Below are 15,048 nucleotides of genomic sequence, written 5' to 3'. Positions count from 1 at the left end.
CCAGAGAAGGGCTTTAATATTTTCATGTCCTACTTATGACAGTAGGCAAGTAAATTATTTAATAGCTAATAATTCAACTTCAAATACTAATGTAGCATGTGGTCCAATTGCAGCGCCAGCGCCACGCTCGCCATAGGCAAGATCTGCAGGAACAGCTAATTTGAATTTTGAACCAACAGGCATAAGTTGTAATGCCTCAGTCCAACCAGCAATAACACCACCAATAGGGAATTCAGCAGGTTCGCCACGTTCAACAGAACTGTCAAATACAGTACCGTCAGTCAACGTTCCGTGGTAATGAACACTAACAGTAGATTCAGCAGTCGGTTTTTCACCTTCACCTAGCGTGATGACTTCATAATGAAGTCCAGATTCAGTCACTGTCACACCTTCTTTAGCTGCATTTTCAGCAAGGTAAGCTGCACCAGCTGCACCCAATACTTCTGCTTGCTCAGCAGCAGCGGCTTGCATACGTCCAGAGATAACTTCAAAAGCAGTTTGTAAATCTTCGCGAGATACTTGGCTTTCAGCGCCGGCAAATGCGTCTGAGATTCCTGCAGAAATAGCAGAGATTTCTAAACCGTCAAAAGGATTAGCAGCAAGTTGCTCTCCCATTTGTAGACCGATACCGTAACTTGCTTGTTTTTCTTGAGTGTTTAGCTGTAGTTCAGACATATTTATTCTCTTAATTTATTGAATGTATTTGCTTAATTCTATCATATATGGTGACTTAATAAATGGCTCTGTTCCATTTGCTCGCAGCTTTCGTTATATCCTATTAAATGACAGTCAGTTATCAAGCAATGCAATTTATTGCAATCTCAGTATTTATAAGCTGTCAGGCGGATATAATAAAACCACTTAGATTCAAATGAAGCACACCCTAATAAAGATATGGGGTACTTAATTTCGTTTTAAAGGGGTGTGGAATGATTTTTTTAAATTTGATCTGCTAGTCCCACTCATTAGGCAATCTATTTAGGTGCAGGTAAACACTTCAAAGCAATACATTGCTACGGTAACGGGTTGTTCTAATTGCATAAATAAGTGGTAAATGGCTTCAGTTGGCCACATAGAGATGAATAACAGAGACTAAGACAGTGTTTTATCTCAGGCGACTAAATTATAACCGAATAGAAAATCACTGCCGCTGGAAGCCAAAAAAAATGCCTCCAGTCAGGAGGCATTAATAATAATAGTTAATAATTTAACTGCATTAACTGCTTAAATCATCAAAAAAGGTTTTGATGCTGGTTAAAAAACCTTCTGACTTTGGCTTATGTTTGGTAGAACTTGATGAACATAAAGTTTCAAACTCTTTTAATAAGTCGCGCTGTTTACTCGATAATTTAACTGGTGTTTCGACCATCACTTTGCACATTAAATCACCCGTCGCATGACTGCGCACTGATTTAACACCTTTGTTACGCATACGAAAAACACGTCCTGTTTGCGTTTCAGCAGGAATTTTAAGCTTTACGCGACCATCAAGTGTAGGTACTTCAATTTCGCTCCCTAATGCAGCCTCTGTAAAACTAATTGGCACTTCACAATGGAGATTGTTGCCGTCACGTTCAAACACATGGTGCGGAAGCACATTCATTTGCACATATAAGTCACCAGCAGGGCCGCCATGTTCGCCCGCTTCACCTTCACCACTTAAACGAATGCGATCGCCGGTATCAACACCAGCTGGGATTTTAACAGACATGTTTTTACTGCGTTCGTAACGACCATGACCGTGACATTTATGGCATGGATCACTGATAATTTTTCCCTGGCCACGACATGTCGGACAGGCTTGATTGACAGCAAAAAACCCCTGACGCATCTGCACTTGTCCTTGCCCATAACACGTACCACAAGTTTTTGCTTCTGTGCCTTTCTTAGCACCCGAGCCATTACACTGTTCACAATGGACCTGAGTAGGAATTTGAATCTCTTTGGAAATACCTCTAACAGCTTCTTCAAGCGTTAATTCCATGTTATAGCGAAGATCTGATCCCTGCTGCGGACGTTGTCCACCACCGCCACCACCGCGACGACCGCCTCCAAAAATATCACCAAAGATATCACCAAACTGGTCACCAAAATCAGAATTGTCAAATCCACCACGTCCCTGCTGGTTTACACCATCATGTCCATATTGATCATAGGCTGCTTTTTTTTGTGAATCATTAAGAATTTCGTAAGCTTCTTTAACTTCTTTGAATTTGACTTCAAGTTCATCATTACCACTGGTTCTGTCTGGGTGGTATTTCATTGCCAAACGTTTATACGCTTTTTTAACTTCTTTTTCTGTCGCATCACGGCTTATGCCAAGTACTTCATAACAATCACGTTTTGCCATATCTTTTCTCAAAATGTCAATTTATAACCAAACTACTTGGCTATATGTATAAAACAAACACGCGGATTATAGAAAAATCTATAACCCGCGTGCCATTAAAACGATTATAACTTAATTAGTTTTCCTAATTATTTTTTATCGTCTTTTTTTACTTCTTCAAACTCAGCATCAACAATGTCATCTTCTTCCTTGGTTTTTTCTTTAGGCTGTTCCTCGCCTCCGGCTTCTGCTGCCTGTGCTTTTTGTTGTACAATTTCCATCAGTTTTTCTGAAGCTTCAGCAACGGCGGTCGTTTTAGCTTCAATAATATCTTTATCTTCACCTTTAGTCGCTTCATCAAGCTCTTTAAGTGCAGCTTCGATTTTTTCTTTTTCATCGGCTGGCAACGCATCACCCGCTTCTTCAATTTGCTTACGTGTTGTATGAACTATTGCGTCAGCTTGGTTACGTGCTTTTACTACTTCTTCAAATTTCTTATCTGCTTCGGCATTTGCTTCCGCATCATTAACCATTTTTTCAACTTCTTCTTCGGAAAGACCTGAACTAGATTTAATAGTTATTTTTTGCTCTTGCTTAGTGTCTTTATCTTGAGCAGATACATGTAAAATACCATCGGCATCCATATCAAATGTCACTTCAATTTGAGGAGTTCCACGACTTGCTTTGCGGATACCTTCAAGGTTAAATTGACCAAGAGATTTATTGTCAGTAGCACGTTTACGTTCACCTTGTAAAATATGAATCGTTACTGCGCTTTGGTTATCTTCAGCTGTGGAGAATGTTTGTGATTGTTTAGTTGGGATAGTGGTATTTTTATCAATAACTTTAGTTAAAACACCGCCCATTGTTTCGATACCTAATGATAAAGGCGTAACATCTAATAATAATACGTCCGTTTTCTCACCAGAAAGTACCGCGCCTTGAATTGCCGCGCCCATAGCAACAGCTTCATCAGGGTTAACATCTTTACGCGCTTCTTTACCAAAGAACTCAGTAACCAATTTTTGTACAAGTGGCATACGTGTTTGACCACCAACCAAAATAACATCATCGATATCAGCAACAGATAAATCTGCATCTTTCAAAGCGATACGTAAAGGTTCAAGCGTTGATTTAACCATATCTTCAACAAGAGACTCTAATTTAGCACGAGTGATCTTGATATTTAAATGTTTAGGACCAGATTGATCCGCTGTGATGTAAGGCAGGTTGATATCTGTTTGTTGTGCACTTGACAGTTCAATTTTTGCTTTTTCAGCTGCTTCTTTAACACGTTGCATTGCAAGCGGATCATTGGTTAAATCAAAACCTTGTTGTGTTTTGAATTCAGCCACTAAAAAGTTGATTAAACGGTTATCAAAGTCTTCACCACCTAAGTGAGTATCACCATTTGTTGATAATACTTCGAAGGTTTTTTCGCCATCTACTTCATCAATTTCAATGATTGAGATATCAAAAGTACCACCACCTAGGTCGTATACAGCAATAACACTGTCGCCTTTAGAACTGTCGACACCGTATGCAAATGCAGCAGCCGTTGGCTCATTGATAATACGTTTAACTTCAAGACCCGCAATTCGACCAGCATCTTTAGTTGCTTGACGTTGCGCATCGTTGAAATATGCAGGTACAGTGATTACTGCGCCAGTCACTTTCTCGCCTAAATAGTCTTCAGCTGTTTTTTTCATTTTTTTCAAAACTTCAGCAGAGATTTGTGGCGGTGCCATTTTGTTGCCGTGCGCTTCTACCCATGCATCACCATTGTCAGCTTTAACAATTTTGTAAGGCATGATTTTGATATCACGTTGTACTTCTTCATCTTCATAACGACGACCGATTAAACGTTTAATCGCAAAAAGAGTATTTTGAGGGTTAGTGACCGACTGACGTTTTGCAGGTTGTCCAACTAAAGTTTCACCTTCAGTGTAAGCGATGATTGAAGGTGTTGTACGTTCACCTTCTGCATTTTCGATGATTTTTGCTACGCCACCAACAAGTACAGATACACATGAATTTGTTGTACCTAAATCAATACCGATTATTTTGCCCATTTTACTCTTCTCCAAACTTATTTATGTTTTGTGTTGTTTAGTAAGCAGACACAGTATTTAATTTCATTGTAAAATACTGTGCCACTTTAATTGTCTTATATATGAGGTACTATTTTTTACTTTCAAGGGCTAGCATCAAAAAAAATGTATTTTTATTATTTTTTATTACCCGTGAAAAAGCGCTTTGCAGCACTTTTCATTGACCAGCCAAAAAAGTATAATTAGTCCTCAGCCTTAGACACCATGACCATTGCCGGACGAATAACACGGCCATTTAATTCATACCCTTTTTGCATAACAGCAATAACTTGATTAGGCGCTACATCAGGGACTGCGCGCATGCTCATCGCTTGGTGTTTTTCAGGGTCAAAAGCTTCATCTTTTGGATCAATCACTTTTAAGCCAAACTTGTCGACTGTATCAAGCATAGATTTTAGTGTTAATTCAACGCCTTCAATCATAGGTTTTAGCGTTTCATCTTCTTTGTCGGCGTGGCTAATCGCCATTTCTAAACTGTCGATCACGGGTAATAAACCATCAGCAAATTTAACCAGTGCAAATTTGTGTGCTTTCTGAACATCTTGAGCGGCAATCCGACGTGCATTTACCACATCAGCTTGGGCACGGGCAACATCAGCCTGCTGATCGACAATCTGTTGCTCTGCAAGTGCTAATTTTTTATTCAGTACTTCAATCATATTTAAGTCTTCGTTAGAGGCTTCAGCCTCTTCTTGTGGTTGTGCAGATTCATCATTTTCAACTAGCTCGGCTTCAACTTCTTCTACTACAACTTGCTCAGCTTCAACTTGTTCTTCTGGAATAGTTTTTTTGTCTTCCGTCATGCTTTTATCCTAATCAATTAAAGATTTAAATTTTTATATACTCTATTATGGGGATTACAATTATAGTTTCAAGCCTGTTGTGAGGATATGAATAAATTATTCTCCTCTTTAGCGACCAATAAATCGTAACAAATTGACCTGAAAGAAAATAATTACTGCTAGAACATTATATCAGGTTATCCTTTAACTATAATATTAACTAATAAAGGAACTCTATGGGTGCCCAGCACGACAATTTAATTGAATTTAAAACGATTGGTTTGATTGCCAAAACTCAACATCCCGATGCTAAACTGACATTATTAGCTTTATATCGTTTTTTGAAAGCTAAAGGCGTAAAGCTGGTCGTTGATCAGCGCATCGCCGATGAACTTCCTATGAATGGATTCGACCGCGCGGACTTGGTTGGTATCGGAAGCCGTTGTGATTTAGCGATAGTGATAGGTGGAGATGGTTACATGCTTGGCGCTGCCCGTGTATTGTCACGTTTTGACATTGCTGTTATTGGTGTAAACCGGGGTAACTTAGGCTTTTTAACGGATCTTGATCCGGATAATTTTGAGCAGCCATTAGAGCAAGTATTATTAGGTAATTACCAAATAGAAAAACGTTTTTTATTAGAAGCGCAAGTACATCGCCATGGCGATATGAAAAGCTCCAATACTGCAGTTAATGAAGCTGTTTTACATCCAGATAAAATTGCGCATATGCTTGAATTTGAAGTCTATGTAAACGATGACTTCATGTTGAATCAACGCGCTGACGGTCTAATTATTGCAACACCAACGGGTTCAACAGCATACTCTCTATCAGGGGGTGGCCCAATTTTAACGCCAAATTTAGATGCCATTAGTCTGTTACCTATGTTCCCCCATACATTAAATAGCCGCCCCATTGTTATTGACGCTAATAGTTGTGTGCGTTTGAAAATTGCACAATCGAATAAAAGTGAAATGCAAATAAGCTGTGACAGCCATGTAAATTTATCCGTTCTACCTGGGGATGAAATAATAATCAAAAAAAGCCAAGATCAATTAAAATTAGTTCACCCAAAAAACTATAACTATTTCCATGTCTTACAAAATAAATTGGGGTGGGGCAATAAGCTTTATTAACTGGTCAGAAAAAAATAGAAGAAAATTCAACACATCTCATCTTTACTGTTTAAAAAAACAGTATTAGACTGTGCAAATAAACAGTGTTAATACTCAGTCTTTGGGATGTAAATTATGCTTAGCCACTTAACTATTCAACATTTTGCCATTGTTCAATTTTTAGAATTAGAATTTCACCAAGGCATGACGACCATCACAGGTGAAACCGGTGCTGGTAAATCCATTGCTATTGACGCGCTGGGTTTGTGCCTTGGTGATCGCGCCGATGCCAATATGATAAGGGTTGGCACTGAACAGGCTGAAGTGAATGCCCGTTTTACCTTAAATGATACCCCTCACGCAAAAAGCTGGTTAAAAAAAAACGATCTTGAAGATTCCCCAAGTGATAATGCGGAGTGTTTATTACGCCGAATTATTACCAAAGAAGGCCGTTCGCGCGCTTATATTAATGGCACCCCAGTCCCGCTCTCACAGCTTAAAAGTCTGGGACAATTACTGGTTAATATTCACGGTCAGCACGCCCACCAAAGCCTTCTGAAAAATGATATTCAACTTTCTGTTGTCGATGAATATGCAGGACATCATCTATTATTACAAAAAGTGAAAGATACCTATCAAGGCTGGCACTTCCTTAATAAGCAACTCAAGCAGCAACAACTTAATCAGCAAGAAAAACAGGCTAGCAAACAGTTGCTTGAATACCAAATTGAAGAGTTAGATGCCTTTGCGCTCGCTGAAGATGAGTTTCAAGAGATAGAGCAGGAGCATAAACGTTTAGCCAATAGCGGTGCTTTATTAACCATGTGCCAAATTAGCCTTTCACAGTTAAGCGAAGGAGAAGAGTTTGATGCCTTGAGCCTATTGCGTAAAACGGTTTCTGCACTTGAGCATCAGGTAGATAACGATCCTTCACTAAGGGCTATTCTTGAAAGCTTACAGGAAGCCATTATCCCAATCGAAGATGCCAGTTATGAACTGCGTCATTTTAGTGACAACTTAGAACTTGATCCTGAACATTTCCAACAATTAGAAACGCGCATGAGTGAAGCGTTATCTTTAGCCCGTAAGCACCAAGTTCAACCTGAGTTTCTTTTCGAGCATCACCAAAAATTAAACAAAGAATACCAAGCGTTAAATGATTGTAATGCGCAAATAGAACAACTTATTATCGACTTAGAAGAGGCTGAACTCAATTATTTCCAGCAGGCAAATAAACTCAGTCAAAGCCGTTTTCGTTACAGTAAAAAGTTAAGTAAAAAGATCACCGCAAGTATCCAACAACTTAATATGGAAGAGGGAATATTCGAAGTATCCTTAACCCAAGCAAGTCGCAATACATTGAGTCCCTTGGGGATAGACAGTATTGAATTTAAAGTAGCAACAAACGCAGGACAACCCCTACAGGATTTAGGTAAAGTCGCTTCAGGAGGTGAATTATCGCGTATTGGTTTGGCCATTCAAGTAATCATTAGCCAACGCGTTTCTACACCAACACTGATTTTTGATGAAGTTGATGCAGGGATCAGTGGCGCGACAGCGACCGTCGTTGGGAAATCATTACGTAGTCTGGGTGAGAATACGCAAATATTTTGTGTGACGCATTTACCGCAAGTAGCAGGTAATGGTCATCAACAGATGTTTGTTAATAAACAAAGTGATGGTAAAACCACGAATACCACTATGTTTAAACTAAATCCTGAAGATCGTATCAGTGAATTAGCAAGGTTATTAGGCGGAGACCGTATCACTGAACACACATTAGCGAATGCACAGGAATTATTAGTTCAATAAATCAATATGCTTGTGTGCTTGTGTGCTTGTGTGCTTGACCAGGCAGTGTTGTTTCGCTGCCTTTTGGTCTAAAATTATTTTTTAAATAAAGGTGCAGGTAAAACAACGGCATATTGAACTATCAAGCGATATCTCTGCCTATTTTAAACAATCTACGTGAATGCGTAGGCGTGTAAATCAATGATACAGTTAATATTTCCGTCTCCGCATGAAAATAATTTTTACTCTCTCTGCAGCAATCACTTTTGAATGGTTATTAGAAATTAGTCTGGCAGAATTGATTATATTATAAAGATAAGTTTTTTGTGCTTTATTATCTTTTTTTAAATAAAACGCTTTGCTCGCTTTGTTTTTAAATAAAAATAAACCTGTCTTTATTTTTATGACTGGTTAGTATTATTTATTTACCTATTTATTTACCTAAGTGGTTTTATTAAACATGAAAACATTCCTTCCCTGCCTCTTTTTTCTTCTAATACTTGTTGGTTGTGCGCAAAGACCAACACCTCCCGCAACCAAGACTGCGGATTGGGCAGCACATCAACAACAGCTTAATGACTTAACCGATTGGTCTCTGCGCGGAAAAATAGCCATTATTACACCTGAAAACCGTCATAGCCTGAATATTTACTGGCAGCAAAGCGGCGACAATTTTCATATTACATTAACCAGCTTTCTAGGATCGACTATTTTAGATGTCAAAAAGACAGCACTGAGCACTCGAATAATTGACGATCAAGGTAAAATTTATTTTGGTAAAAATACGCAGACACTAATGACTCGATTGTCAGGGATTGAGTTACCCGTAGAAGTTTTACAACAATGGATTAAAGGCAATCCGATTGGTGCTGTTTATCAGCTTAATGAAAATAATCAGTTAGTGAGCCTGACCGGGCAAGATAACAAAAATGAGAACTGGTCTGCCAATTACCAAGATTATAAAACGGTTCAGGAAATAAGCCTGCCCCACCAGTTAAAGCTTACACGTCAGGATTTACTTATAAAATTTGCAATCCAAAAATGGCTATTAGAGAAAACTGAAATATTTTAAATAAGAGCTGGAACCTCGGTATCTGCAGACTAAAACAGTCGTTATAACTTATACCAAAAGAATTAATGAAGTGATCAATGATTGGGAAGGAAAAATTAATACTAACAAGACGTGAGTTGCATTCGATCGTTATTCTCCTTCACAAAATCGTATGGAACGATTTTGAACAGCTTTAACTGAACACAAAGTGGTGAAGAACAGGACGTTCTGAATAAAACTCACAACACAGTTAGGGATAATTTTAACCAGTAAGGATAATCATCTTTTTAGCTCTTTTGGTATTATCATCTTCTGAGCTGTCTTTATAAACCATAAATCGCTACTATCTTGTCTTTAAAATAACCTCCTCAACGATAATAATTTTCAAATAGAGAGATAACCCATGATACATAATGAAACTATTCGTTGGCCTGCTCCTGCTAAACTGAACTTATTCTTATATATAACGGGCCAACGGGAAGATGGTTACCATGAATTACAAACCCTATTCCAATTTATCGATCTATGTGATTATTTAACTATCACGCCTAATCTCTCTGGAAAAATAACGCTTACGCCAAACATCGAAGGGTTGGCATTAGAAAATAACCTAATCTATAAAGCGGCGATGATATTAAAAACCCATACGGCAGCAAATAATGGGGCACATATTACTCTGGAAAAGAATTTACCGATGGGCGGAGGCTTAGGTGGAGGTTCATCCGATGCAGCAACAACACTGGTTGCATTAAATCATCAATGGAACATCAATTTAACAAAAGATAAATTGGCAGAAATAGGCGTTTTATTGGGCGCGGACGTACCTGTTTTTATCTTTGGCAAAGCCGCGATAGCAGAAGGTATAGGTGAAAAATTAACCCCGGCTTACCCCGCAGAGCGGAGTTATCTGATTGCTGTACCCGATTGCCATATTTCAACAGCCGCCGTTTTTCAGGCAAAAAATCTCATTCGCAATACCAAAAAAAGAACCCATTTACAGTTAATAAATCAAAATTGGCTGAACGACTGCCAGCCCTATGTGAAAAAAAATTATCCTAAGGTTGCCAAGGTTATAGAGTGGTTGATAGAATATGCGCCAACTCAATTGACTGGCACTGGTGCATGTGTTTTTAGCACATTTAACAGTATTAATGAAGCTGAAATTGTGTTACATAATACTCCTGACTGGTTAGCAGCATTGACCGCAAAAGGATTAAATAATTCGCCATTAAATGAATTATTAGCAACACTTAAATAAAATTTATTAATTGCATTAAGGTAATTAATAACAAATGTTAATCAGCATTATTGCTTTTTGACACACACCCCTTAGGATTACAGAGGTCCTCACAGTGCCAAATATGAAACTATTTGCAGGTAACGCGACACCCGATCTAGCCAAGAAAGTTGCAGAGCGTCTTTTCGTTAAACTAGGAAGCGCGGATGTTGGGCGCTTTAGCGATGGAGAGATCCACGTACAAATTAATGAGAACGTACGCGGTGATGATATTTTTATCGTACAGTCTACATGTGCTCCCACCAATGATAATTTAATGGAATTAATCGTTATGATTGACGCACTTCGTCGTGCATCAGCCGGACGTATTACTGCCGTTATTCCATACTTTGGTTATGCCCGTCAAGACCGTAGAGTTCGCTCAAGTCGTGTTCCGATCACTGCAAAAGTGGTTGCAGATTTCCTATCAAATGTTGGTGTAGACCGTGTATTGACCGTTGACCTGCATGCAGAGCAAATCCAAGGATTTTTTGATGTGCCGGTTGATAATGTATTCGGCAGCTCAGTACTTCTTGAAGATATGTTAGAGAAGAAACTGGATAACCCAATGATTGTGTCCCCTGATATTGGCGGTGTTGTTCGTGCGCGTGCACATGCTAAATTACTCGATGATGCCGATTTGGCGATCATCGACAAACGTCGTCCAAAAGCAAACGTTGCGCAAGTAATGCACTTGATTGGTGATGTTGAAGGACGTAACTGTATTATCGTTGATGATATGATAGATACCGGCGGTACATTATGCCAGGCAGCTTTAGCACTTAAAGAGCGCGGTGCAAGCTCTGTTTACGCTTATGCGACACATGCGGTCTTCTCTGGAAAAGCCGCTGAAAACATCAAAAACTCTGTTATTGATGAATTCATTGTTACTGACTCAATTCCGCTTTCAGCAGAAATTATTGCAACGGGTAAAGTTAAGCAGTTAACATTAAGTGGCATGCTGGCTGAAGCAATTCGTCGCGTCAGTAACGAAGAATCAATCTCTGCAATGTTTCACTAATCTCGGTCATCTTCCGCTGTTAATGGCGGTTAAGTAACCCTTTTAACTTTTGTTAATTGTCTTTGAACACAAAAAACACTTTACTGTTTTACCGGAAAGCGTTTTTTGTGCTCGGAATTAGTTTTAATGTTGTACAAAATTATGATGGCGCGCTATTATGGCGCGCCTTTTTTATCTGCAGCTTAAAGCTGCCGGTAAGGTGGTTTTGTCTGGTCGCAAGATGAGACCTATTTTAAATTTGAGGAACTTTATAACAGTATCCTCACTATTGGAGTTATACCATGTCTATTAAATTAACAGCAACAACCCGTACAGACCTAGGGAAAGGTGCGAGCCGCCGCCTACGTCATGCGGATCTAGTACCAGCAATAGTATACGGAGCTGATAAAGAAGCCGTTTCTCTTACTTTTACACATAAAGACATCATTAAAGCAGAAGGCATTGAAGCGTTCTACTCTTCAGTATTAGATCTAGAAATAGATGGTGTTTCTGAGCAAGTCGTTCTTAAAGATCTACAGCGTCATGCTTTTAAAGCGCGCATTCAACATTTAGATCTACTGCGCGTTGATGCAAAACATAAACTTCACACAACGGTTCCTCTGCACTTCATCAACGAAGGCCTTTCAGAAGCGATTAAAAATGGCGGCATAGTTTACCGTACAATTAACGAAGTTGAAGTCTTATGTCTACCTAAAGATCTTCCTTCATTCATTGAAGTAGATATCTCTACAATGGAAATTGGTGATACATTACACCTTTCTAATATCACACTTCCTGCTGGTGTTGAGTCTGTTGAACTAAATAAAGGTGAAGAACATGACCTTCCTATGGTTTCAATTGCACTTTCTAAAAAAGCACCTGCTGAAGAAATAGAAGCTGAAACTGCTGAATAATAGTGTCAATTACTATTAAATTGCTTGTGGGCCTGGCTAATCCAGGCCCAGAATATGCGCAAACTAGACACAATGCCGGACAGTGGTATGTAAGCCAACTCGCCTCTCAAGAAAATATCCAACTTAAAGCTGAACCAAAATTTTATGGTCTAACGGGAAGAATTCAATTTGCCGGTAATGACCTGCGTCTTCTTGTTCCAACTACCTTTATGAACCTCAGTGGAAAAGCAGTTGCTGCGATGGCAAATTTTTATCGCATTAAACCTGAAGAAATCCTCATTGCACACGATGAGCTGGATCTGCTTCCTGGTATAGCGAAGTTTAAATTGGGTGGTGGTCATGGTGGACATAACGGTTTAAAAGATATTATCCAAAAACTGGGTAATGATAAAAATTTTTATCGTCTGCGTATTGGCATAGGTCACCCCGGTGATAAAAACAGAGTCAGTGGTTATGTGCTCGGTAAAGCGCCGAGTAGTGAACAAAACTTGATTGACCAAAGTATTGATGAAGCAGCACGTTGTACCCATATTTTAGGGCAGGACGGACTGGAAAAAGCGATGAATCGCTTACATAGTTTTAAAGCAGAAAAATAATCCGCTTAACACCCCGCAATTAACACACAACTAACAAAATAGGATATAAATCATGGGTTTCAAATGTGGCATAGTAGGCTTACCCAATGTTGGTAAATCAACATTATTTAACGCGTTAACAAAAGCGGGCATTGAAGCTGCTAACTTTCCATTTTGTACGATTGAGCCTAATACGGGTATCGTGCCGGTACCGGATCATCGCCTCGATAAACTAGCTGAAATTGTTAATCCGCAGCGCGTTTTACCAACAACAATGGAATTTGTTGATATTGCAGGTTTAGTTGAAGGCGCCTCTAAAGGTGAAGGACTGGGTAATAAGTTTCTCGCGAACATCCGTGAAACCGATGCCATTGGGCACGTTGTGCGCTGCTTCCAAGATGACAACGTTGTTCACGTCGCGGGTAAAATCGATCCTAAAGACGATATTGACATTATCAATACCGAACTGGCATTGGCCGATTTAGACAGTTGTGATCGTATCCTTTTACGTCTCACCAAAAAAGCCAAAAGTGGCGACAAAGATGCCAAATTTGAAGTACCGGTGTTGGAAAAAATAAAAGCGCATCTTGAAGCTGACGGTTTAGTACGCGGGCTTGAATTAACGGTAGAGGAAAAAGCAGCGGTTGCCTACCTTAACTTTCTGACCGGCAAACCGACCATGTACATTGCCAATGTCAGTGAAGATGGTTTTGAAAATAACCCCTATTTAGATATTGTTCGTGAAATAGCAGAAAAAGAAGGTTCAGTGGTCGTCGCTGTTTGTGCTTCAATAGAATCTGAAATCGCTGAGCTTGATGAAGAAGATAAAAAAGAGTTTCTCGAAGGCATAGGTCAGGAAGAAGCTGGCTTAAACCGCGTTATCAATAGCGGCTATCAATTATTGCATCTACAGACCTACTTTACAGCCGGTGTTAAAGAAGTGCGCGCCTGGACAGTTAAAGTCGGTGCAACAGCACCACAGGCAGCTGGTGTTATCCACACTGATTTTGAGCGTGGTTTTATCCGTGCAGAAGTAATAGCCTATGATGATTTTGTTGAATGTAAAGGTGAAGCAGGTGCTAAAGAAGCCGGTAAATGGCGCTTGGAAGGTAAAAACTACGTAACTAAAGATGGTGATGTAATACATTTCCGCTTTAATGTTTAACATTTAACCTTAGCATTTATCTTTAAAAGGCAACTTCTGTTGCCTTTTTTATATTACCTTTAAAAGTATTTTATTATTGTTATTACGCTTTAACTAATCAGCGCAAAGCGTTATTTTTACACCTTTAGTTTGTAATAATTTCAATACCTTCGGATTCGATTCTGAATCTGTCACCAGCACATCCAATTTATTACTGTTACAAATTTTATAGGTTCCCACCTTCCCTAGTTTCAATGAAGATCCTAAACTAATAACCAACTCAGATTGTTCAATTATCGCGGCTAATGTTTCAGCTTCATCTAAACGGTTAATGGTCAAACCCTGACTTGGATGCAGCGCGTAAACACCTAAGAAACAGACATCAAAATGAATTTTCCTAAGCATGGCATTGGTTGTCGCCCCAAGCGCCATCACCGCTGATTTAGACACTTTACCGCCTAATAAAATTAACTCTATATTATTATGATGCATTAATTTAGTCGCAACTAAGGGGCTTGGTGTGACCACAGTAAAATTAAAATCAGTTGGCAAATTCATCGCCAATTGCAAACAAGTCGTTCCTGAGTCAATCAATATAGTTTGATGCGCTTTAATAAAGGGAATTGCAGCTAACGCGACACGCTTTTTTAACGGATCAACTTCATCCTGCCGATCGCGATACTCTTGAAATTCCTGCTGCAGCGGCAATGCACCACCATGCACCCTGCGCAACTTTTTAAGCTCATCTAATTGTTTTAAATCACGACGGATTGTATCTTCGGATACCTGCAGGCTTTGACTTAATCCGGCCGCATAAACCCGGCCTAATTGGCTGATCAAATCCAATATTTTTTCATGCCTTTCTTGTTGTAACATCTTCTATCCTTCGCATTTTATTTCCTAATCTTACTTAATTTAACGCTAATATTCAGGTCAATAGAGCGCTTGATGCTCGCTGCT

The 15,048-nt window shown here is 39.2% G+C and carries 13 protein-coding genes; 8 read left to right on the top strand and 5 right to left on the bottom strand.

Annotation, left to right across the window (positions count from 1 at the left end; translation table 11 throughout):
- Positions 1–54 precede the first annotated feature (54 nt).
- The 4 genes from PING_RS04830 to grpE all read right to left on the bottom strand — a co-directional run bounded on the left by PING_RS04830 (position 55) and on the right by grpE (position 5,243).
- Positions 55–675 (bottom strand): FKBP-type peptidyl-prolyl cis-trans isomerase, encoded by a 621-nt coding sequence (locus PING_RS04830; RefSeq protein ID WP_011769324.1) that lies wholly within the window; start codon positions 673–675, stop codon positions 55–57.
- A 541-nt stretch (positions 676–1,216) separates the two neighbouring features.
- Positions 1,217–2,350 (bottom strand): molecular chaperone DnaJ, encoded by a 1,134-nt coding sequence (gene dnaJ, locus PING_RS04825; RefSeq protein ID WP_011769323.1) that lies wholly within the window; start codon positions 2,348–2,350, stop codon positions 1,217–1,219.
- A gap of 128 nt (positions 2,351–2,478) precedes the next feature.
- Positions 2,479–4,401 (bottom strand): molecular chaperone DnaK, encoded by a 1,923-nt coding sequence (gene dnaK, locus PING_RS04820; RefSeq protein ID WP_011769322.1) that lies wholly within the window; start codon positions 4,399–4,401, stop codon positions 2,479–2,481.
- Positions 4,402–4,622: 221 nt separating this feature from the next.
- On the bottom strand, positions 4,623–5,243 hold the full coding sequence (grpE, locus tag PING_RS04815; protein WP_011769321.1) for a nucleotide exchange factor GrpE: 621 nt from the start codon (positions 5,241–5,243) through the stop codon (positions 4,623–4,625).
- A 215-nt stretch (positions 5,244–5,458) separates the two neighbouring features.
- On the opposite strand from grpE, the gene nadK reads away from it, so the two are divergent.
- The 8 genes from nadK (at position 5,459) to ychF (ending at position 14,109) form a co-directional block, all read left to right on the top strand.
- Positions 5,459–6,358 carry an NAD(+) kinase gene (gene nadK, locus PING_RS04810; protein ID WP_011769320.1) on the top strand — a complete coding sequence of 300 codons (900 nt, stop codon included), beginning with the start codon at positions 5,459–5,461 and terminating at the stop codon, positions 6,356–6,358.
- Positions 6,359–6,472: 114 nt separating this feature from the next.
- Complete coding sequence (recN, locus tag PING_RS04805; protein ID WP_011769319.1) at positions 6,473–8,149, top strand: DNA repair protein RecN; 1,677 nt, start codon at positions 6,473–6,475, stop codon at positions 8,147–8,149.
- A gap of 439 nt (positions 8,150–8,588) precedes the next feature.
- Positions 8,589–9,200: a lipoprotein insertase outer membrane protein LolB gene (gene lolB / locus PING_RS04800; protein ID WP_011769318.1), complete on the top strand. Its 612-nt coding sequence runs from the start codon at positions 8,589–8,591 to the stop codon at positions 9,198–9,200.
- A 382-nt stretch (positions 9,201–9,582) separates the two neighbouring features.
- Positions 9,583–10,437 carry a 4-(cytidine 5'-diphospho)-2-C-methyl-D-erythritol kinase gene (gene ispE, locus PING_RS04795; protein ID WP_011769317.1) on the top strand — a complete coding sequence of 285 codons (855 nt, stop codon included), beginning with the start codon at positions 9,583–9,585 and terminating at the stop codon, positions 10,435–10,437.
- A 94-nt stretch (positions 10,438–10,531) separates the two neighbouring features.
- A complete protein-coding gene (locus tag PING_RS04790; protein ID WP_011769316.1) occupies positions 10,532–11,476 on the top strand; it encodes a ribose-phosphate pyrophosphokinase in 945 nt (314 codons plus the stop codon).
- 281 nt (positions 11,477–11,757) lie between these two features.
- Positions 11,758–12,369, top strand: a complete 612-nt coding sequence (locus PING_RS04785; RefSeq protein WP_011769315.1) for a 50S ribosomal protein L25/general stress protein Ctc — start codon at positions 11,758–11,760, stop codon at positions 12,367–12,369.
- Between the two features lie 2 nt (positions 12,370–12,371).
- Positions 12,372–12,965: an aminoacyl-tRNA hydrolase gene (gene pth / locus PING_RS04780; protein WP_011769314.1), complete on the top strand. Its 594-nt coding sequence runs from the start codon at positions 12,372–12,374 to the stop codon at positions 12,963–12,965.
- Positions 12,966–13,017: 52 nt separating this feature from the next.
- Positions 13,018–14,109: a redox-regulated ATPase YchF gene (gene ychF, locus PING_RS04775; protein ID WP_011769313.1), complete on the top strand. Its 1,092-nt coding sequence runs from the start codon at positions 13,018–13,020 to the stop codon at positions 14,107–14,109.
- 93 nt (positions 14,110–14,202) lie between these two features.
- Here the strand turns inward: ychF and PING_RS04770 are convergent, their stop codons facing one another.
- Positions 14,203–14,964, bottom strand: coding sequence for a DeoR/GlpR family DNA-binding transcription regulator (locus tag PING_RS04770; protein ID WP_011769312.1), 762 nt, complete (start codon positions 14,962–14,964; stop codon positions 14,203–14,205).
- Positions 14,965–15,048 lie beyond the last annotated feature (84 nt).

It is taken from the genome of Psychromonas ingrahamii 37 (assembly GCF_000015285.1).
GTDB classification, from domain to species: domain Bacteria; phylum Pseudomonadota; class Gammaproteobacteria; order Enterobacterales; family Psychromonadaceae; genus Psychromonas; species Psychromonas ingrahamii.
Note: the sequence above shows the minus strand (reverse complement) of the source record. Positions and strands in the feature narration are given on the sequence as shown.

Bases quoted from the DNA above. Each gene is read 5' to 3' on its own strand.
- recN (WP_011769319.1), top strand. From the start codon at position 6,473: ATGCTTAGCCACTTAACTATTCAACATTTTGCCATTGTTCAATTTTTA.
- PING_RS04770 (WP_011769312.1), bottom strand. From the start codon at position 14,964: ATGTTACAACAAGAAAGGCATGAAAAAATATTGGATTTGATCAGCCAA.
- grpE (WP_011769321.1), bottom strand. From the start codon at position 5,243: ATGACGGAAGACAAAAAAACTATTCCAGAAGAACAAGTTGAAGCTGAG.
- lolB (WP_011769318.1), top strand. From the start codon at position 8,589: ATGAAAACATTCCTTCCCTGCCTCTTTTTTCTTCTAATACTTGTTGGT.
- nadK (WP_011769320.1), top strand. From the start codon at position 5,459: ATGGGTGCCCAGCACGACAATTTAATTGAATTTAAAACGATTGGTTTG.
- ychF (WP_011769313.1), top strand. From the start codon at position 13,018: ATGGGTTTCAAATGTGGCATAGTAGGCTTACCCAATGTTGGTAAATCA.
- dnaJ (WP_011769323.1), bottom strand. From the start codon at position 2,350: ATGGCAAAACGTGATTGTTATGAAGTACTTGGCATAAGCCGTGATGCG.
- dnaK (WP_011769322.1), bottom strand. From the start codon at position 4,401: ATGGGCAAAATAATCGGTATTGATTTAGGTACAACAAATTCATGTGTA.
- ispE (WP_011769317.1), top strand. From the start codon at position 9,583: ATGATACATAATGAAACTATTCGTTGGCCTGCTCCTGCTAAACTGAAC.
- PING_RS04785 (WP_011769315.1), top strand. From the start codon at position 11,758: ATGTCTATTAAATTAACAGCAACAACCCGTACAGACCTAGGGAAAGGT.
- PING_RS04830 (WP_011769324.1), bottom strand. From the start codon at position 675: ATGTCTGAACTACAGCTAAACACTCAAGAAAAACAAGCAAGTTACGGT.